The sequence below is a fragment of the Brevibacillus invocatus genome (assembly GCF_003710915.1).
Lineage (GTDB): Bacteria > Bacillota > Bacilli > Brevibacillales > Brevibacillaceae > Brevibacillus > Brevibacillus invocatus.
In genome coordinates, this window is record NZ_RHHR01000015.1 from 96,746 (window position 1) to 116,460 (window position 19,715).

16 protein-coding genes are annotated in these 19,715 nt (G+C 51.5%); 12 read left to right on the top strand and 4 right to left on the bottom strand.

Annotated elements, in window-relative coordinates:
* Positions 1-47: 47 nt before the first annotated feature.
* On the bottom strand, positions 48-1,547 hold the full coding sequence (locus EDM52_RS11025) for an IMP dehydrogenase (RefSeq protein ID WP_122909041.1): 1,500 nt from the start codon (positions 1,545-1,547) through the stop codon (positions 48-50).
* 153 nt (positions 1,548-1,700) lie between these two features.
* On the opposite strand from EDM52_RS11025, the gene EDM52_RS11030 reads away from it, so the two are divergent.
* Entirely contained in the window at positions 1,701-2,492 is a 792-nt protein-coding gene (locus tag EDM52_RS11030; RefSeq protein ID WP_245996793.1) for a GNAT family N-acetyltransferase, read from the top strand.
* A 575-nt stretch (positions 2,493-3,067) separates the two neighbouring features.
* On the opposite strand, the gene EDM52_RS11035 is transcribed toward EDM52_RS11030, so the two are convergent.
* Together EDM52_RS11035 and EDM52_RS11040 are read right to left on the bottom strand one after the other, a co-directional pair.
* Positions 3,068-4,468 carry a HAMP domain-containing sensor histidine kinase gene (locus EDM52_RS11035; protein ID WP_122909042.1) on the bottom strand — a complete coding sequence of 467 codons (1,401 nt, stop codon included), beginning with the start codon at positions 4,466-4,468 and terminating at the stop codon, positions 3,068-3,070.
* The gene (locus EDM52_RS11040; RefSeq protein WP_122909264.1) at positions 4,465-5,166 is read right to left on the bottom strand and encodes a response regulator transcription factor; all 702 of its coding nucleotides are present in this window, start codon (positions 5,164-5,166) and stop codon (positions 4,465-4,467) included. Before EDM52_RS11040 ends, EDM52_RS11035 begins: the two co-directional genes overlap by 4 nt.
* 159 nt (positions 5,167-5,325) lie before the next feature.
* On the opposite strand from EDM52_RS11040, the gene EDM52_RS11045 reads away from it, so the two are divergent.
* From EDM52_RS11045 to mglC, 9 genes are all read left to right on the top strand, one after another.
* Entirely contained in the window at positions 5,326-6,381 is a 1,056-nt protein-coding gene (locus tag EDM52_RS11045) for a DUF3048 domain-containing protein (RefSeq protein ID WP_122909043.1), read from the top strand.
* Between the two features lie 108 nt (positions 6,382-6,489).
* Positions 6,490-6,780 carry a YerC/YecD family TrpR-related protein gene (locus tag EDM52_RS11050; protein WP_055747723.1) on the top strand — a complete coding sequence of 97 codons (291 nt, stop codon included), beginning with the start codon at positions 6,490-6,492 and terminating at the stop codon, positions 6,778-6,780.
* A 13-nt stretch (positions 6,781-6,793) separates the two neighbouring features.
* Positions 6,794-7,483 carry a heptaprenylglyceryl phosphate synthase gene (pcrB, locus tag EDM52_RS11055; protein ID WP_122909044.1) on the top strand — a complete coding sequence of 230 codons (690 nt, stop codon included), beginning with the start codon at positions 6,794-6,796 and terminating at the stop codon, positions 7,481-7,483.
* Positions 7,484-7,619: 136 nt separating this feature from the next.
* A complete protein-coding gene (locus EDM52_RS11060; RefSeq protein ID WP_122909045.1) occupies positions 7,620-9,230 on the top strand; it encodes a response regulator in 1,611 nt (536 codons plus the stop codon).
* A 4-nt stretch (positions 9,231-9,234) separates the two neighbouring features.
* Positions 9,235-10,992, top strand: a complete 1,758-nt coding sequence (locus tag EDM52_RS11065) for a cache domain-containing sensor histidine kinase (RefSeq protein ID WP_122909046.1) — start codon at positions 9,235-9,237, stop codon at positions 10,990-10,992.
* Positions 10,993-11,005: 13 nt separating this feature from the next.
* Positions 11,006-11,983: a substrate-binding domain-containing protein gene (locus EDM52_RS11070; RefSeq protein ID WP_122909047.1), complete on the top strand. Its 978-nt coding sequence runs from the start codon at positions 11,006-11,008 to the stop codon at positions 11,981-11,983.
* Positions 11,984-12,111: 128 nt separating this feature from the next.
* Positions 12,112-13,155 carry a galactose ABC transporter substrate-binding protein gene (locus tag EDM52_RS11075; RefSeq protein WP_122909265.1) on the top strand — a complete coding sequence of 348 codons (1,044 nt, stop codon included), beginning with the start codon at positions 12,112-12,114 and terminating at the stop codon, positions 13,153-13,155.
* Between the two features lie 129 nt (positions 13,156-13,284).
* Positions 13,285-14,805 carry a sugar ABC transporter ATP-binding protein gene (locus EDM52_RS11080; RefSeq protein ID WP_122909048.1) on the top strand — a complete coding sequence of 507 codons (1,521 nt, stop codon included), beginning with the start codon at positions 13,285-13,287 and terminating at the stop codon, positions 14,803-14,805.
* A gap of 41 nt (positions 14,806-14,846) precedes the next feature.
* Positions 14,847-15,866: a galactose/methyl galactoside ABC transporter permease MglC gene (gene mglC, locus EDM52_RS11085; protein WP_183184984.1), complete on the top strand. Its 1,020-nt coding sequence runs from the start codon at positions 14,847-14,849 to the stop codon at positions 15,864-15,866.
* Between the two features lie 216 nt (positions 15,867-16,082).
* Here the strand turns inward: mglC and EDM52_RS11090 are convergent, their stop codons facing one another.
* Positions 16,083-16,298: an EamA family transporter gene (locus EDM52_RS11090; protein WP_122909050.1), complete on the bottom strand. Its 216-nt coding sequence runs from the start codon at positions 16,296-16,298 to the stop codon at positions 16,083-16,085.
* 144 nt (positions 16,299-16,442) lie between these two features.
* On the opposite strand from EDM52_RS11090, the gene EDM52_RS11095 reads away from it, so the two are divergent.
* Positions 16,443-17,252, top strand: a complete 810-nt coding sequence (locus EDM52_RS11095) for a VanW family protein (RefSeq protein ID WP_122909051.1) — start codon at positions 16,443-16,445, stop codon at positions 17,250-17,252.
* 108 nt (positions 17,253-17,360) lie between these two features.
* Complete coding sequence (gene pcrA / locus EDM52_RS11100; protein ID WP_122909052.1) at positions 17,361-19,688, top strand: DNA helicase PcrA; 2,328 nt, start codon at positions 17,361-17,363, stop codon at positions 19,686-19,688.
* Positions 19,689-19,715 lie beyond the last annotated feature (27 nt).

The window sequence follows — 19,715 nt, forward strand, 5'->3', positions numbered from 1 at the left end:
CATAAGGACCCTCGCCACTACGGAGTGGGAGGGTCCTCTTCATTGAATTATTCAGCCGCCATGCTGCTTTCCTTGAGAATAACGTCATGCGCGCCGCCTTCGACCAGGCTGGTCGCAGAGACGAGTGTAATTCTTGCCTTTTGCTGCAATTCAGGAATCGAGAGCGAACCGCAGTTGCACATGGTGGATTTCACTTTGTTCAAGGTTCTGTCCAGATTCTCGCGCAGGGTTCCCGCGTAAGGAACGTAAGAGTCTACCCCTTCTTCAAAGACGAGGCTTTGCTTGCCGCCTGTGTCGTAACGCTGCCAGTTGCGTGCGCGGTTGGAGCCTTCACCCCAGTATTCTTTTACGAAGTTGTTCCCGATTTTGACCTTTTTGGTTGGACTTTCATCGAAACGGGCGAAGTAACGGCCCAGCATGACGAAATCAGCGCCCATGGCCAGAGCGAGAGTTACGTGATAATCGTGTACGATACCGCCATCGGAGCAGATCGGGACATAGATGCCTGTTTCCTTGAAGTATTCGTCACGAGCAGCTGCCACTTCGATGACAGCAGATGCTTGTCCGCGCCCGATCCCTTTTTGCTCGCGTGTGATGCAGATCGAGCCGCCGCCGATCCCTACTTTGATGAAATCCGCACCAGCTTCGACCAGGTAGCGGAAACCTTCCTTGTCTACTACGTTTCCAGCGCCAATCGCCACGTTGAAGTTGGCTTTCACGTATTCGACCGTTTCCTTTTGCCATTCACTAAAGCCGTCCGAAGAGTCGATCACGAGAACGTCTACGCCCGCCTCGACGAGGGCAGGTACGCGTTCCTTGTAATCCTTGGTATTGATCCCTGCGCCGACGATGTAGCTCTTGTTGGCATCCAGCAGAGAGAGAGGATTGTTTTTGCGAGAGTCATAGTCTTTGCGGAAGACCAGGAACTCGAGGTTTTGATTTTCATCCACGATTGGCAGACAGTTCAGCTTGTGCTCCCAGATGAGGTCGTTTGCTTCGGACAAGGTCGTGCCAGATTTGGCGTAAATCAGGGAGGAGAAAGGTGTCATGATTTCGCTAACCTTTTTATCAAGGGAGTCGCGGCTGATCCGATAGTCGCGGCCAGTCACGATGCCGAGCAGCTTGCCTTTCGCAGTGCCGTCTTCTGTGACCGCGCAGGTAGAGTGTCCGGTCAATTCTTTCAGATCCAGGATGTCCTTGAGGGTCTGGTCAGGTGTCAGATTGGATTTACTGACAACAAATCCAGCCTTGTATGCTTTTACCTTGCGGACCATCGTCGCCTGACTTTCAACAGATTGTGAACCGAAAATAAAGGAAATACCGCCACATCGAGCCAGAGCTACCGCCATATGATGGTCGGATACAGCTTGCATGACTGCAGATGAGAACGGTATGTTGAGGGAGATAGCTGGTTTTTCCCCTTTTTTAAACTTAGTAATCGGGGTGGACAAATCTACATTAGCGGGTGTGCATTCCTTGGTTGTGAGATTAGGAAGCAACAAAAACTCGTTGAAGGTCCGGGATGGTTCGTTGTAATAGGTTGCCAAGATTCTCTCCTCCTGAAAGTTCTCTCATGAAAATTTTTGATCGATCAAAAAGTATGTGGTACGCCAAAAATCTTGGCGTGGCCAAGTGTTCTAATCATGGTAACTTTGAAGTGGAAAGACGTCAATAGGGAATTCAAGAATGGGGTGTATTTCATGTTTGTGTGGGACGAAAAGTCGGGGCAGGTTGATATGAAAGGCCATGTGCCATTGGAAAATGCTTTCATCTTATATGGAAATCTTTTTGTTCGACCCGAGCGGTGCGTGAGTCTGATCGATGATAGCAAAGAGGCAGGGAGAATCGCAGCGATCGGTTCCTATCTAAAGGGCTTGCCTTTTCATGCCTTCACGATTCACGTCGACGAGGAAGTGGAGGAGTACGATGTGGTAGGGATGCTGGAGCGTTTGCGTACGGAGGTGGCGATCACCACACCAGCAGGGTCTACCACCTCCATTTTCACGGTACCAGAGAAGCTCCTGAAGAAGCTGCGCATCCCCCATATGCAATCACAACGCACCATGCTGCTGAAAAAGCTGACATATCCAGCACGACTGCTGCCACAAGGTGAATCACGGCTGATTACAGAGGCGGATGTCGATGCCATCACCAGCATGACACCAAAAATCGGCATGACGAGCTTTCAACCGAACAAACTTCTCGAGATGCCGCACTTGGGGCTATTTGATGGAACGAAGCCTGTCGCTTTGGCAGGATTTCATATCTATAAGGAAGAGTTTGTGGAGATTGGAAACATCGGAACCTTACCTGACTATCAGGGAAAGGGCCTGGCCACACAGATCACGTCTGATATTAGCCGGATCGGTCTGGAGAAATCGGACAAGGTCTACCTATGCGTATTCGAAGATAACCTGCCTGCGATTCGTGTCTATGAAAAGCTGGGGTTTACAACCGTGGAGCGGTATGTATTTGTGAGCTTTTTGTTCTAGGAACCGGATGTCAGTACAAAATTAACGATGCCGATACAGACGAGCAGACCCAGCAAAAATATGAAACCGTACCCGATCAGCAGAATCATTTTTTCAATCTCTCTGTTCATCCTGTCTCCCCCTTAAAGTGAGTCGCGCAAGTATTTGGAAATATTTTACTAAAAGATATCCGAAGACACAATGGGTGCAAAGTCATGCAGGCTGCCGGGATCGACTGGCAGCCTTTGCGTCGTGTGATACTAGGATTCTAGCAAGTCGGACCAGGCCTCTTTTAACAGGTAAGAGAATGATCAGAATAAAAAAGGGATAAACCATCATAGCTCCTAATGACAAAAGACCTGTCGCTGGATTGGGATCGTCACCGCCGTAGGTGATGGGAAACAGCCTGGCGAACACATAAATAAAAAAGATAAAGTATGGAAGCCACAGAACGGTTGTCCAATAAGCACTTTGAATATGAAGACGGATGAAATAGACAATCAGTTACATGTAACCTTTCCGAAGTAGAACAAACCCAAGAAGACCCTGTTCTCACAAAAATGAGAGAGGGTCTTCCCTGATGTCTGATACCGTTCCTAGCTCAAGCTCTTCACCGGAACCGTCATCGTAAAGCACGGTCCGTCCGCTGTATTCTCAGCGACAATCGTTCCGCCATGCGCCTCAAATACGGCGCGGGCAATCGCCAGTCCCAGTCCGTGCTTTCCGGACTTCCCTTTGCGAAAGCGCTGGAACAATTGAGGGAGCAGAGCTTCCTCGATCGGTGGTCCGTCGTTGGAGATGGTGACGATGACCTGCTGCCCTGCTTGCTTTCCGGTGATGTTCAAGCGGCTTTTGGCATAGCGAAGCTGGTTTTCCATGATATTGACAAAGGCCGTACTCAGCTGTTCGCCATCGCCCTCCATGACCAGCTCAGGGGGAAGCTTCAGCTCCCACTCGACTTGCGGGTTCAGGACGGACAGGCGCACCTTCAGCAGCTTAAACATCTCGCTCAGATCTACACGTCCCATCTGCATCATCTGTGCGACGGATTCAATCTTGGTCAGATAGAGCAGCTGGCCGACTACTTTTTCCAGTCGTTTGCTCTCTTCCATGATGATCGTCAGTCCTTTTTCTGCCTGCGGTCCTTGAAAGACGCCCTCGATCAGGCCTTGCGTATAGCCCTGGATCGCCATGATCGGTGTCTTCAGCTCATGGGAGATGTTCTGGATAAAGTGTCGCTGGGACTCATCGTATTCCTTCAGCTGATTTTTCATGGAATCAAAGGATCGGGCCAGCTGTCCAATCTCGTCCCCGCGGTCCATCGCCAGCGGAATATCGAACTGACGGCGGGCAATTTTTTTGCACAGCTCCTCCAGACTGCGCAGCGGTTTGCTCAAGTAACCGCTAAACCAGACAGCCAACAGCCAGCTGACCAAAAGCAGCAGACTGAATACCAAAAGGAACTGACGGGTCAGAATGGAATTGATCTGATTGAGCTCCTGTTCCTTGGAAAACAGCACGATATAGTAGGGAAAGCCGTGGTAGTCCATCTTTTTGCTGACGAACAGGTAGCTCTCGTCAGCACGGTCCAGCTCCCCATGCTGAATTCGCCCGGACGGATGGGAGGCAGCCTCTCGGAAGAGGTCCATACTGTCCTGATAGGTAATCTGTCCGCTGCTACGGCTGCCCAGATGACGTCCATCGATCGAGTAGACGATCATGTCAAAAGAGTACTCGTAGCGGGAGAGCAGCAGCTGCAAAAAGTACGGGGCTGAAGACGGTATCGTAAGCAGCTCGTTCTTTTCATTGAAGGTAATATGCTCGGACAAGGAGAACAGCTCATCTTCTAGCAAAGCGTACGTGTTGTTCACCAGGTACTGCTTGACGGCAAACGGATAACCGATTCCCAGCCCCACGCCCAGCACACTGGTCAACAGCATGAACAAAATCAAAATTTGCCGGGAGAGCGGCAGGTTTTTCAGACGGAATTTGCTCATGTGCGTGTCAGGCGATAGCCGAAGCCGTAGACGGTCTCCAGCGGGAGCTTGCTCATTTTCTTGCGGATTCGTTTGACCAGATCATCTACAGCACGATCCGACCCGATGTAATCCTCCCCCCAGATTGAGGTGAGAATCTGCTCGCGGTTGAGAGCCATCCCCTGATTGTGCAGGAGGTAGATGATGAGTTCAAACTCCTTGGTGGTCAAATCCAGCAGCTCTTCGCCTTCCTTCACCTGCCGTCCTTTTTCGGAAATCATATACGGTCCAATCGTCACCCAGTCTTGAAAGGTTTGGGAAGGAGCAGCCGGATTGACTCCGTTTTCGTAAATGCGCTGTAGCAGCTTTTTCGCCCGGATGACCAGCTCCCGGGGAAGAAACGGCTTGGCCAGGTAGTCGTCGCTGCCCAGCTCCAGTCCAATGATTTTATCGACATCCTGATCGCGAGCCGAAATGAAGATGATCGGCACATTGGATTTCTGACGGATCAAGCGCAGCAGCTCGTAGCCGTCAATGTCTGGCATCATGATGTCGAGTATCCATAAATGAGGCTGCTGTTCCTCTTCCAGAACAGACAGTACCTCGGTTCCATTCGCAAATGCCCTTACCTGTAAACCAGCGTTTTGCAAGTAGGATTGCAATAGCTCCAATAGATTGGTTTCGTCGTCCACAAGATAGACGAGGTAGGGAGTATCCACGGTGCATCCCTCGCTTTGCATCACTCTTTTTCTTCATTGTAGCATAGGAAAAACATGATGTGTGGGAGGGGCGTATGAGAATCGTGGAAAACATGTGGAAGCAGGATTCACTATAGTGGAAGCGAAAAAGAAGTAGAGAACCCAGGAAGGAGCGATTCCATGCAACGAAACATCAAATCATCTCTCGTACTGCTCTCACTGCTGCTGCTCACCGCATGCACCGGACAACCTGTTGTCGAGGTTGAGCCCAAACCAGTGCCAGAACAGCCGCCCGCTCCCGTCGTTGAAACCCCTGTCGTGGAAGAACCAAAGCTTCCCTACATATCGCCTTTGACAGGATTGGGCTCCAATCAGCCACCCGAACAGCGACCGATCATGGTCATGATCAACAATGCCCCGCCTGCACGACCGCAGACTGGCTTGAATCAGGCAGACATGATTTACGAAGTGCTGGCGGAGGGGGAAATGACCCGTTTTCTCACCCTCTATCAAAGTCAAAAGCCGGAAGTGATCGGACCCGTCCGCAGTATCCGACCTTATTTTATCCAATTGGGTGTCGGATTTGACGCCGTACTGATCCATGCTGGAGGAAGCCAGGAAGCCTTGAATACCTTGGCCCGCTCAGACTACAGCCATCTCGACGAAATTCCCAACGGTCGCTATTTCTGGAGGGAGCAATTCCGCAAGATGCCGCACAATCTCTATACCAAGATAGAGCTGATCGAACAAGCCATGCTGGACAAGGGAATGCGGACGACAGCGGAGCCAGTGCACTTTTCATTTCTTCCCGAGGATGCCGTGATCACAGAGGGAGAGCCTGCGACATCGATTGAGATTATCTTCCATTCCCTGAACAAGGCAGGCTTTCATTACGATGCCGAGAAGAAAAAATACATGCGTCTCACGGAAGGCAAGCCGCATATCGATCTGAGCGACAACGAGCAGCTCACAGCGACCAACGTACTCGTCATTTCGTCCAAGCACCGTGTTCTGGACAGCGAAGGCAGACGTCAGGTGGACGTAGTGGGGCCAGGAGACGGATACCTGTTCCAGCAGGGAAAAGCCAAGAAGATCAAATGGAAGCGCAGCAACGGCGTCATCAAAGCGTATGCGGATGAAGCGATGACGCAAGAAATACCGCTTTTGCCAGGCCAAACCTGGGTAGAGATCGTACCAAATTCTCCTGGACTTGCCCAGTCATTGAAATTTCAGTAGGGGCTTGCAGCCTCCCCCTGTTTCTTTTATGATTAAAGCTAGGACTTTAGCGCTTAAAAATTTCACAGTGGGAAATTGGAGACGTATTCATAAATTGGGGTGAATGGCATGCAACTGGAGAAATTGAAAGGGAAAGGGATCGAACAGCTTTTTGAAGCCGTCCTTTCCTTGGAAACAATGGAAGAGTGCTATCAATTTTTCGACGATCTGTGCACGGTTAACGAAATGCAATCGCTCGCTCAGCGCTTGGAAGTAGCGCGTATGCTTCGCAAAGGCTTTACCTACAATCAGATTGAAGCAGAGACTGGTGCAAGTACAGCGACTATCTCGCGTGTCAAGCGTTGCCTGAACTATGGCAATGACGGCTATCAGATGGCGCTGGAGCGGATCGGAAAATAGGGAGGCAGCATCGTTGATTGATTATCGTGGCTGGCGCCATGTTTTTAAGCTGGACCCGGATAAAACCATAGGAGACGAGGCACTGGAAGCGATCTGCGAATCGGGAACAGACGCGATCATCGTAGGCGGTACGTACGGTGTGACGTTTGACAACACGTTGGAGCTGATGTCGCGCATTCGGCGCTACGCCGTTGTGACGGTGCTGGAGATCTCCTCACTGGAAGCAGTGGTTCCAGGCTTTGATTCGTATTTTGTTCCGCTCGTGCTCAATGCAGGCGACCCAGACATGCTGTTTGCCCCGCATGTGTCGGGGCTTCTCGCTTACGGGTCTTATATTCATTGGGATGAGATCATTACCGAGGGATATTTGATCGCCAACCCGGATGCTGGAGTAGCCGAACGAACCCAGGCAGGTCCGATTCAGGATGCTGCGACGGCCAAGGCATACGCACAGGTAGCCACCCGTATTTGCCGCTTGCCGATCGTTTACCTGGAGTACAGCGGAAAATACGGCGATCCTGATGTCGTGCGGGGCTGCAGGGCAGGCGTACATGAGGCGCATTTCTTTTATGGAGGGGGCATCCGCACCCCTGAGCAGGCTGCTGAGATGGCGGCGATTGCCGACACGATCGTCGTGGGGAATCTGATCTACGAAGATTTGTCGGCGGCATTGGCCACTGTCGCTGCGGTGAAGAGGCCCTAACAGAAGAAGTCGAGTGATCCATGGGGATTGCTCGGCTTTTTTCTTTTTACCCCTCGACATCTTTCCTTTCTACCCATCATAAGAAGGAAAAAAATAGGTGCTCGTGGTAGAAGTAGAGCAACGAGGAGGTGCTCCCATGTACAAATTGCTACTGGTTGATGACGAGGAGGATGTCAGGGAAGGGGTCAGCCAAGAGATCGATTGGGAAGGCTTTGGCTTTCAGATTGCAGCGAAAGCGGAGAATGGAAAAGAAGCGTGGGAGCTGGTCGAAAGGCTGAGACCCGATCTGGTCGTGACCGATATCAAGATGCCCTTCATGGACGGCCTTCAGCTGGCGGGCTTGATTCGCGAGCACTATCCTGCGACACGGATCATGATTCTGACTGGTTTTGACGAGTTTGACTACGCCCAAAAAGCAGTCAGGCTCGATATAGACGAATATGTACTGAAGCCTTTTTCAGCGGTGGAGCTGATCGAGGGACTGCTCAAGGTCAAAAAGCGGATGGATGAAGAAGCAGCTTACCGGGAGAACGTCCAGCTTTTGCGGGAGAGCTATGAGAAAAGCCTGCCTGTCTTACGCGAGGTCTTTCTCACCTCGCTGATGAGCGCGAACAAGCTGACGAGGGCAGAAATCATGGAAAAAGCCAGAGAATACGGAATCAAGCTGGGTGCCAGCGCCTATCTGGTAGCAACCCTCTGTCTGGACGAGAGGAACCAGGAAGATCGGCAGCTTTGTCTGTTTGCGGTCAAAAACATCGCACAGGAATACCTCGGCAGCTCCTGCCCGGCCCTGCTTTTTCACCACAACGATCAGCTGGTGCTGCTGTTTCTAGCCGATGATGCTGACAACGAACGGAAGCTGTACCAACGCATACAGCCTGTACTCGAAGAAATTCGACGGACGGTAGACAAGTACATGAGCTTTACGGTGACGATTGGGATCGGGACCACGGTCCATGATTTGACCGAACTGGCTTATTCCTATGAGAATGCGATGCTCGCTCTCGATTACAAGGCGATTCTCGGCAACAATCAGCTCCTGTTCCTGGAAGATGTAGAACAACATACGCGAGAGAAGCTGCGCTTTGACGAGAGGAAGGAGCATGAGCTGGTTCGCTGCATCAAAATGGGAACCTATCCAGAATTGATGACGGTGATGGATGAGCTGTTTCGCGAGGTGGAGCAAGGACATGTAGCGATTCAGGAATATCGCATTTACCTCCTGGAGATCGTAACCACCATTTTAAAGACGGCCAAGCGTACAGAGAGCGAGTCAGATACAAGCCAGGAGTGGGGAGGAGCATCGGACTTTCTCGCGGAGATCTCCACCTGCAACAACCTGGAAGAGGCCAAACAGATCCTCACCCTGACTTGCCAAAAGATCATGACGCGCATCGCTGCTGGTCGACACTCCAGCAACAAGCGGCTGGTAGATCAGGCTATCGACTACACCCACAGGCACTACCAGTCTCCCGACATATCCATCCACAGAATATGTGCTGCCCTGCATATCAGCCCCGGCTATTTCAGCAGTCTCTTCAAAAAAGAAACCAACATGACCTTCGTGACCTACCTGCAATCGCTTCGCATGGAAAAGGCACAGGAGCTTTTGCGCACGACGGATCTGAAAACCTTCGAAATCGCCGAACGAGTCGGCTTTACGGATTCCAACTACTTCAGCTTTTGCTTCCGCAAGCACGTCGGCATCTCAGCCAAAGCATACCGAAATGAAGTTCTAGAGGGGTAGGCGGATGAAAAGCTTTATTGCGAGCGTAGTCAAAGCCCTGCAGGTGAGGAGTATTCAGTTTATCATTACCACTTCGTTTACACTGGTCACGGTACTGGTGATGCTGTTCGTCGGGGTGATGCTGTACAGCAAATTTTCAGAGACAGCCGAGCAGAATGCGTATCTGAACACCCAACAGATTCTGGAGCAGGTGAAGTACAATCTGGACAGCTATTTGAATGCCATGACCCAAATCTTTGAGCTGGTGGATGACAAGATTCGCAATAACCAAGGGGGATCGGACGGCAAGCTGAATGAACAGCTGGAGGCCATCGTGGAGACGAGAAAGGACATCGTCTCGATCGCGGTATTTTCCCGAAGTGGCGAACTGCTGACTGCGACACCAGCCAGACAGATGCGCAATCACACACAGATCACCGAGCAAAGCTGGTTCCGCTCGGCAATAGAGGACCCGCACAACCTGTCCTTCTCTCTTCCTCACGTCCAAAATCTGTTCAAGGGAGAGTATCCCTGGGTGGTCTCCATGAGCAGGGAAATTACAGTCAAGGGGAGCCATGGCGATATTCCCGCCGTGCTGTTGGTCGATGTGAATTTCAAGGAAATCGACGAGCTGTGCCAGCGCGTAGGCTTGGGAAAGAAGGGATATGTCTACATCATCGATCTGGTCGGCAATATCGTGTACCACCCTCAGCAGCAGCTGATCTACGTCGGATTGAAAAATGAGAATCGGGCCTTGGCATTGAAGCACTCCTATGGCAGCTATGTGGAAGAGACAGAGGGGGACAAGCGACTGATTACGATCAAGACGATTGATCCGTTGGGCTGGAAAATCATCGGTATCTCCTACATGGATGAGATCGTGACGACAAAAAAGGAAATCAGCCGCTTTATTTTCTGGCTGCTTATTTTTGTAATTGTCATCGTGCTGCTGGTTCTCAGCTATCTTTCTGAGAAAATTTCACGTCCGATCAAAATGCTGGAGCGTTCAATGGAGCAGGTCGAGCAGGGGGATTTTTCCGTCAACCACCCGATTACAGGCAGCCATGAAGTGCAGCAGCTGTCTCTTCGTTTTCACCTGATGGTCGGCAAGGTGCGCGATCTGATGAACCAGAACATCCGGGATCAGGAGGCCAAGCGAAAAAGCGAGCTGGAAGTGCTTCACGCCCAGATCAATCCGCATTTTCTCTACAACACGTTGAACTCTGTCGTCAGGATGGTCGGAATCGGCAAAAATGAGGATGTGATCACGACGATTACCTCCTTGTCCAAGCTGTTCCGCATCTCGCTCAGCCGTGGAAAAAGCATGATCACGATCCAGGAGGAGCTGGAGCATGTCCGACATTATCTCATTATTCAAAAAATGAGGTACAAGCAAAAATTTGAATACGAGATCACGGCAGAAGAAGCGGTTCTGCCCTGCAAGACCTTAAAGCTGCTGTTGCAGCCGATCGTGGAGAACGCCATTTATCACGGAATCGAGCAGATGGCTGACCCAGGGATGATTCACATCAAGGCATCCAAGTCCGATGGCAAGGTGCTGCTTGAAGTGAAGGACAACGGTCTGGGAATGTCTTCGCAGGTAAGGGAGCAGGTGCTGGCAGGCACGTATAAAAGCAATTCCGGCTCAGGCGTGGGAATCAACAATATTCATGAGCGCATCCGCCTTTCCTTTGGAGAGGGCTACGGGTTGGAAATCGAGAGTGAAATCGAGACTGGTACTGTGGTGAAGCTATGGATTCCGCATGTGCAGGACGAGAGCTGAAGGGGCTGTGGAAATGGGGAAATGGAAACAGTTGGTCCTTTATCTGATGCTGATTTTACTGGCATTGACCGCTTTTTATTCCTGTGAAGCCAGGTTTGATGCTCCGGTAGACAAGAAAAAGACAGTCGCATTGATCGCTGGAATGAAGCATGGCGATTACTGGCGTACGGTAAAGCTGGGGGCTCAGATGGCAGCGCGGGAATTCGATCTCAATTTGAACTTTTACGCTCCTGATTATGAGAATGATCCACAAAGTCAGATCGAGCTGGTCGAACAGGCTGCGCGTGACGGCTATGACGCACTTGTCGTCGCCCCCAGCGATGAGCAGGTCATGCAAAAAGCGTTGGAGCAAGATAATAAACAATCCATGCCCATCCTGACGTTGGACGAAGAAGGAGAGTATCCCATGATCCGGAGCTACGTCGGGACAGATAACTACGAAATGGGCAAAAAGGCGGGAGAGAAAATGCTCGCCATCATTGGAAAGCTCGGTCAGGTTGCCCTCATTGGTTCCGGGGAGAAACAAGCCAATACAAAAAGGCGGGAGCAGGGCGTGCTGGATGTGATGAATGGGACGGCAGGAGTAGAGCTGGTGGCTACGCGTTATGTCCAGTCCGACAAAAGGCAGGCAGGGGATCTGGCACGTGAGGTCATCCGCAGCTATCCAGGAGTAGAAGGCATCATTGCGCTGGATGCCAGTACGGCTACGAGAGTGGCTGCTGAGATTGAGCGTCTCGGTCTGCAAGGCAAGGTGAAAGTGGTGGCCATCGACAGTCCGCCGGAGGTGCTGGAGTATTTGCAGGAAGGTGTGATCCAGGCCACGATTATTCAGAATCCATTCTCGATGGGGTATCTGGGAGTCAAATACGCGCTCGAGGCTAGTGAGGGCAAGTCTATCCCCAAAAGGCTGGATACGGGCACGAAGGTAATCGACCGAGAGAACATGTTCTGGTCGGAGAATCAAAAGCTGCTCTTTCCCTTTGTCAAATAATCGGGATTTCAAACTGATGAGAATTTTGATAAAAGATCGCAGGATTTTCGATGGTGAACGCGATGGAAAACGCTTACATTTTGTGTATATCCATTGCACACACGAAAGGAAAAAAGGGGGAAATTCTCATGAGAAAGTTGCTTGCCACATCACTCATCGCAGCGCTTGCACTCTCTGTGGTCGGTTGTTCACAATCAGGCGGTTCGCAGCCGTCCTCTTCGGGAGGAGGGGCCGCAGGTGGCACCCCTTCGATCGGTGTCGCCATCTACAAGTTTGACGATACCTTCATGACGGGTGTACGCAATGCGATCTCCAAGGCAGCAGAAGGCAAGGCTCAGGTGGATATTGTAGACAGCCAAAATGCCCAGCCGACCCAAAATGACAAGGTGGACTTGTTCATCAACAAGAAGGTGAGTGCGCTCGCCATCAACCCGGTTGACCGGACGGCTGCTGGTGTCATCATCGACAAGGCCAAGCAAGCCAACATTCCGGTCGTCTTTTTCAACCGTGAACCGATGCCGGAGGACATGACGAAATGGGATAAGGTGTATTACGTAGGCGCGAAGGCGGAGGAGTCGGGTACCATCTCGGGGCAGCTCTTGGTCGATTACTGGAAGGCCAATCCGGATGCGGACAAAAACAAGGATGGCGTGCTCCAATATGTGATGCTCAAGGGAGAGCCCGGACATCAGGATGCAGAGCTGCGGACGAAGTTTTCCGTCAAGGCTATTGAGGATGCCGGGATCAAGGTAGAGAAAGTAGCCGAAGACACCGCGATGTGGGATCGCGTGAAGGGACAGGAGAAAATGGCGGCCTTCCTTGCTGCTTCCGGTGACAAGATCGAAGCGGTGCTCGCCAACAATGATGATATGGCCTTGGGCGCGATCGAGGCACTCAAGGCATCTGGATACTTTACGAATGGCAAATACATGCCGGTCGTGGGCGTTGATGCGACGGCGCCAGCACTCAAGGAGCTGGAGGCAGGCACCTTGCTTGGTACGGTGCTCAACGATGCGAACAACCAGGGCAAGGCAACGCTAGAAATTGCCGCTGTTCTGGCCAAGGGTGAAGTGCCGAGCAAGGACAACACAGGCTTTGAGATTGTGGATGGCAAGTACGTCTGGGTTCCTTACAAGAAGATCACGAAGGAAAACATGGACGAAGCGAAGTAAGCCGCTAGCGGTGCGTTTTGGATGAAAAGTGGAGAAAAAGGATGGCTTTCGCTGCTGGATTTGGCGAAAGCCAGGTTTTTCTCTTCCCTTTACATCCGTGCACACGATACGTACAGGAGGTCAGAGCGCATGGTCCATCATGAATACGTACTGGAGATGCACCACATAACGAAGGAGTTTCCTGGCGTAAAAGCGCTGGATGATGTGACGTTGAAGGTACGTCCAGGGACCGTGCACGCGCTGATGGGCGAAAACGGTGCAGGCAAATCCACCTTGATGAAATGCTTGTTCGGGATCTATACCCCGGATGCCGGGCACATCATTCTGGATGGAGAAGAGGTGCGCTTTCAAAGCTCCAGGGATGCACTGGAAAAAGGGATTTCCATGATTCATCAGGAGCTGCACCCTGTCCCCTATCGCAATGTGATGGAAAACATTTGGCTGGGCCGCTTCCCAGTGAAAAGGCTGGGCCCCTTTCCTTTTATTGACGAGAAAAAAATGGTGCGGGACACAGAGCAGCTTTTTGCTGACCTCAAGATGGATCTGGGTCCCTATGAAATCGTCAAACACCTCTCCGTCTCCAAAATACAATCCCTGGAGATCGCGAAGGCTGTCTCCTACCAGTCCAGAGTGATCGTCATGGACGAACCTACCTCCTCGTTGACCGGAAACGAAGTGGAGCAGCTTTTTGCCATTATCGATGAGCTGAGGAGTCGAGGGGTCGCGATCATCTATATCTCGCACAAAATGGAAGAAATATTGCGCATCTCGGATGAAGTCACGATCATGCGCGACGGTCGACTGATCGGGACCTGGGAGGCAAAAGAACTGACCACGGATCTGATTATTGCCAGAATGGTCGGAAGAGATTTGACCCAGCGCTTTCCCGCCCGCAGCAACAAGCCGGGAGAGGTCGTCCTGCAGGTGGATGGCTTGAGCTCTACGTTTGAACACTCCTTTCAGGACGTATCCTTCGAGCTGCGCAAGGGGGAAATTCTCGGTGTAGGCGGTCTTGTCGGGGCACAGAGAACCGAGCTTATCGAAGCGTTGTTCGGGCTGCGTTCCTTGAAGGCCGGGAAGGTCAGGCTGAAGGGAAAAGAAGTGCGAATCAAGTCAGCCAAGGACGCCAAACGGCACAAAATGGCTCTGTTGACAGAGGAAAGACGGGTGACGGGTATTTTTCCTGTCCTGCAGGTATTGGAAAATACGGTGGTTGCCAATCAAGCCAGCTACCAGACTCCGTACCTGCTGCTAAACGAGAAAAAGCGCCGGGAGCATGTAGCGCAAAGCATGGAGCTGCTTCGAGTGAAAACGCCGTCGATGAAAACACTGATCAAGAATTTGTCAGGAGGTAATCAGCAAAAGGTTTTGTTGGCTAGATGGCTGCTCACGGAACCGGAGATTTTGCTTCTGGATGAACCCACCAGAGGGATTGACGTCGGAGCCAAATACGAAATCTATAGCATCATCGCCGATCTTGCCGAGCGTGGAAAAAGCATCATGATGATCTCGTCTGAAATGCCGGAATTGCTGGGCATGTCGGATCGCATCATGGTCATGTGCGAGGGGCGGCTGACAGGCATCCTCGAAGGGAACGAAGCAAGAGAGGAAGAGATCATGCGGCTTGCTACCCGTCACGCCGCCCAATAAAACAATGTGAACGTATACAGATGAGAGGAGGGAGGAAAAACGTGAACCAACCAGCGCTAAAGCAGGTGCAGGGGTTTGTGACGCAAAACGCGATTTACATCGTACTGGTGGTTCTGATCGCAGGAATTGCCTTGTATGATACAAATTTTTTGTCCTTTACGACACTGCGGGATATTCTCATGCAATCTTCTACGCGTGCCATCATCGCCTTGGGAGCAGCGTTTGTTCTGATCACGGGAGGGACGGATTTGTCTTCGGGGCGTGTTGTCGGTCTGACAGCGGTCATTTCCGCTTCGATGCTCCAGACGCAGGATTACGGGCGTCGCTTTTTTCCCGACTTGCCTGATTTGCCGCTCTTGGTGCCGATCCTGATTGCCATCCTGGCGGGTCTTTTGGTTGGCCTGATCAATGGCATCGTCGTCTCCCGTTTTAGTGTCCCGCCTTTTATCGCTACACTTGGCACGATGGTGATGGTTTACGGGATCAACTCCCTCTACTTTGACATGGAGCCCAATCAGTCCCAGCCCATCGGTGGGCTGCGACCAGATTTTAATCATCTCGGGACAGGATACTTCGGTCCCAGCGGCCCTTATTCGGTGCCGTATATCGTCGTGATCGCGATCGCCATAGCCGGTCTGGTATGGGTGGTCTTCAACAAGACGCGGCTCGGGAAAAACATGTACGCCATCGGTGGAAACATGCAGGCTGCTATCGTATCCGGCATCAACGTTCGCTGGAATCTGATGATCATCTACGCGATTGCAGGTGCCCTCTATGGTCTCGGTGGCGTGCTGGAAGCGGCGAGGACGGGAGGTGCCACCAACAACTACGGGAACATGTACGAGCTGGATGCGATCGCTGCCTGTGTCGTAGGCGGTGTCTCTACCTCGGGCGGAATAGGCACCGTTCAGGGGGTATTGGCAGGGGTTCTGATTTTTGGCGTGATCAACTACGGATTGACCTTTATCGGGGTGAGCCCTTATTGGCAGCTGATCATTAAAGGCTTGATCATCGTGGCAGCTGTTGCCTTTGACATTCGTAAATACCTGGTGAAAAAATAACAGAGGCTCCGAGACGGCAAATGATCAGCCGTGACGGAGCTTTTTTCTGCACAAAGGGCACGTTGGTCCAACTGTAGTAGTGGGCAGGAAACAGGAGCATGTTGTTTGCAAGATGGATCAAGCGCCCAATCTTTTTTCTCTCCTCCACAAAAGTAACGAACTTGAACTTCCCGGGGATGTTACAAATCCTTCGCATCTTGCAGCTTCCTTTTCGGTTCAACAGAGATGAAGAAGATCGCGCCGAACACAAAAACCACTTTTTTCTTTGTAGTAGAAGAGAGCAAGCAGGATGACGGTCGCAATGATAAAACGAAGCTCGGATGCTAGGAAAACTGGGAAAGTCGAGGTGATCCGTTTACCGAACACAACTGAGCTTCCTACAATAGCCATTGCCAGAATGATTTGCAGATGGGCGATTACAAGCGGGTTCACAGGCTCATCTCCTCGCGTACAAAATGGACATTATCACTTTAACGCAATTGATGGGTGAATTGAGGCAGTAGAGACAGGTGCAACAAAATTCCCTGAATCACGTTTTACTTAGTAAGAGAAAACGTGTGGGGGACGTGCAGAATTATGAAACCGATCAAGAGGAGCAGATGGCGTCTGGCCGCTGGAATCACCTACTATCGCATGAAGCGCTATGGGGAATGGCTTTTTGGACGCAAACGATACGCGAAGATAATCGCGAAAGACTTGTTTGCCCATGTCCATTTTCGCCATCAGACACCGCTCTTGCGCCAGTTGAAGGACGTGGAGATGTGGATGCAGCACAACAAAGTAACAAATTTGCAGCTAGCGATTCAAAAGCTGGATGGCGTGCTGATTCAGCCGTCAGAGACTTTTTCCTATTGGAAGCTGATTGGAAAACCGACGAAGAGCAAGGGATACCTCCCCGGCATGCTGCTATCACACGGTCGTGTAACGGCAGGGATCGGCGGTGGGCTTTGCCAGCTTTCCAATCTGCTTTTCTGGATGACAATCCATACGCCGTTGACCGTCACCGAGCGGCATCGGCACAGCTACGATGTTTTCCCTGACGCCAATCGGACGCAGCCCTTTGGCAGCGGAGCTACCTGCTTTTACAATTACATGGACCTTCAGATCAAGAACGAGACGAAGCAGTCATACCAGCTGCATCTCTACCTGACGGACACGCATCTGGTTGGCGAGTGGAGGGCGCAGATGCCAGCAACACGCCGCTATCGGATCATTGAAAAGGAGCATGTCATCGAACCGTCCATTTGGGGTGGATACGAGCGTAAAAACCAGCTGTATCGTCAAGTGTACAGTCTGAATGGGGAGTGGCTGCAGGAAGAATGGGTGACCGACAATTTTGCCAAATTGATGTATGAGCCTCTTTTGCCCGAGAGTATGCAGAGCTAGAGGAGGATTTTTCCACATGTGGTTTCCTAACTGGAACTCGACCACGATCTGTGCGAAAATAGGAACATATGCTTTCGTTAGGGAACGTGGAAAGGTGGATTTATACATATGTCGTTAGTTGACCGCATCACTACAGGATTAAATCCAGAGCAAAGGGAGGCTGTGCTTACCACGGAAGGGCCAGTACTGATTCTGGCCGGAGCGGGAAGTGGCAAGACCAAGGTGCTCACCCAACGGATCGCCTATCTGATCAGTGCCAAACAGGTAGCGCCGTGGAGCATTTTGGCCATTACCTTTACGAACAAAGCAGCTCGCGAGATGCAAAATCGCGTGGCAGCGATTATTGGAGGGGTGGCTGCTCAGGAGACGTGGCTATCTACGTTCCACTCCCTGTGCGTACGGATTCTGCGCAGGGATATCGACCGTCTGGGTATCAGCCGGAACTTTTCCATTCTGGATGCAGGCGATCAGCTGTCGGTGGTCAAGCAGTGTCTCAAGGAGCTGAATATTGACCCGAAGCAATATGAGCCGCGCACGATTTTGTCACAGATCAGTGGAGCGAAGAACGAATTGACGGACGTGGCCACTTTTGCCAGATTGGCAGGGGACCCGATTTCACAGGTGGCTGCCAGGGTGTATGAGCTGTACCAGAAAAAGCTGAGAAACAACCAGTCGCTTGATTTCGATGACCTGATCATGACGACGGTTCGCTTGTTTAAAGAAGTGCCGGAAGTGCTGGAGTTCTACCAAAAGAAATTCCGCTACATCCACGTGGATGAGTATCAGGATACCAACCGGGCGCAGTACCTGCTGATCTCCATGTTGGCGGACAAACACCACAATCTTTGCTGCGTGGGGGATGCGGACCAAAGCATCTACAAGTGGCGGGGTGCCGACATTTCCATCATTTTGAACTTTGAAAAGGATTATCCGGAAGCGAAAATGATCAAGCTGGAGCAAAATTACCGCTCCACCAAAACCATTTTGCAAGCAGCCAACCAGGTGATTGCAAACAACAAGCTGCGCAAGGAAAAAAAGCTTTGGACCCAGAAGCAGGAAGGCAACAAGATCATCTGCTACCAGGGTGATTCCGAGCACGAAGAAGCGTATTTCATCGTCGATACGATCCGCAAGCAGATGGCAGAATACAAACGATACGACAAGTTTGCTGTCCTGTACCGGACCAATGCGCAGTCCCGCGTGGTGGAGGATGTGTTCATGAAATCGAACATCCCGTACACCATCGTCGGCGGAACCAAGTTCTACGATCGCAAAGAGATTAAGGACATTCTCGCTTATCTGCGCTTGATCTCCAATCCGGATGACGATATCAGCCTGACGCGCATCATCAATGTGCCGAAGCGCAACATCGGGGATACGACGGTTGAAAAGCTCCAGTCTTTTGCCAACCAGCAGGGACAGTCGCTTTACAAGGCGATTCAGGAAGCTGGCTACATGGGACTTCCGGCGCGCACGACCAATGCTATCCTCGCATTTAACGACCTGATCACCAACCTGATCGAAATGACCGATTATCTGAGTGTGACGGAGCTGGTCGAAGAAGTATTGAAGCGTACAGGCTATCGCGAGTCGCTACAGGTGGAAAAGACGCTTGAAGCACAGGCGCGACTGGAGAACATTGACGAGTTTCTCTCCGTCACACAGGAATTCGAGCGTAAAAACGAAGATAAGAGCCTTCTGGCTTTCCTGACGGATTTGGCCTTGGTTGCAGACATCGATTCACTGGGTGACGAGGATGCACCGGAAGAGGTTTCTGCAGACGGACAGGTCGTACTGATGACCTTGCACAGTGCCAAGGGCCTGGAGTTTCCTGTCGTCTTTCTCATCGGTATGGAGGAAGGTGTCTTTCCGCACAGCCGCTCGATTTTCGATGAGTCGGAAATGGAAGAGGAACGGCGTCTGGCTTATGTCGGCATCACCCGTGCCGAGGAGCAGCTGTATCTGAGCTGCGCACGCATGAGAACCTTGTTCGGGCGCACCAATGCCAGTGCCCCGTCGCGCTTCTTGCAGGAGATCCCTGCTGAGCTGCTGGATGGCAACCTGTCACAAGACCGCGGCTACGGTGGACAGGGGGGAGGGTTCACCGGTCAGCGAGAGTCCTCTTTCCGTTCATTCGGCACGACCACTCAAACGGGGATGGCGAGACCCGGAATGGCTTCCCGTCCTGCTGGTGCCACTGCTTCGCCATTTTCACGTCCTTCTGCCCAACAGGCTGGCGATAAATTGCCAGGCCACGGTGGCGGTGCAGGGATAAACTGGAAGGTGGGCGAAAAGGTTAAACATGGAAAATGGGGCACAGGTACCGTGGTCAAGGTGAAAGGAGCGGGTGACGATATGGAGCTGGATATTGCTTTCCCAAGCCCTGTCGGAATCAAAAAGCTGTTGGCCAAATTTGCTCCGATTGAGCGTGAATAGAAGAGATACTGTCAAATAAAGGGTGGA

Coding starts and splice junctions, on each gene's coding strand:
- EDM52_RS11050 (WP_055747723.1), top strand. CDS start 6,490: ATGCAACTGGAGAAATTGAAAGGGAAAGGGATCGAACAGCTTTTTGAA.
- EDM52_RS11030 (WP_245996793.1), top strand. CDS start 1,701: ATGTTTGTGTGGGACGAAAAGTCGGGGCAGGTTGATATGAAAGGCCAT.
- pcrA (WP_122909052.1), top strand. CDS start 17,361: ATGTCGTTAGTTGACCGCATCACTACAGGATTAAATCCAGAGCAAAGG.
- EDM52_RS11035 (WP_122909042.1), bottom strand. CDS start 4,468: ATGAGCAAATTCCGTCTGAAAAACCTGCCGCTCTCCCGGCAAATTTTG.
- EDM52_RS11070 (WP_122909047.1), top strand. CDS start 11,006: ATGGGGAAATGGAAACAGTTGGTCCTTTATCTGATGCTGATTTTACTG.
- EDM52_RS11045 (WP_122909043.1), top strand. CDS start 5,326: ATGCAACGAAACATCAAATCATCTCTCGTACTGCTCTCACTGCTGCTG.
- EDM52_RS11095 (WP_122909051.1), top strand. CDS start 16,443: ATGAAACCGATCAAGAGGAGCAGATGGCGTCTGGCCGCTGGAATCACC.
- EDM52_RS11075 (WP_122909265.1), top strand. CDS start 12,112: ATGAGAAAGTTGCTTGCCACATCACTCATCGCAGCGCTTGCACTCTCT.
- EDM52_RS11065 (WP_122909046.1), top strand. CDS start 9,235: ATGAAAAGCTTTATTGCGAGCGTAGTCAAAGCCCTGCAGGTGAGGAGT.
- EDM52_RS11060 (WP_122909045.1), top strand. CDS start 7,620: ATGTACAAATTGCTACTGGTTGATGACGAGGAGGATGTCAGGGAAGGG.
- EDM52_RS11080 (WP_122909048.1), top strand. CDS start 13,285: ATGGTCCATCATGAATACGTACTGGAGATGCACCACATAACGAAGGAG.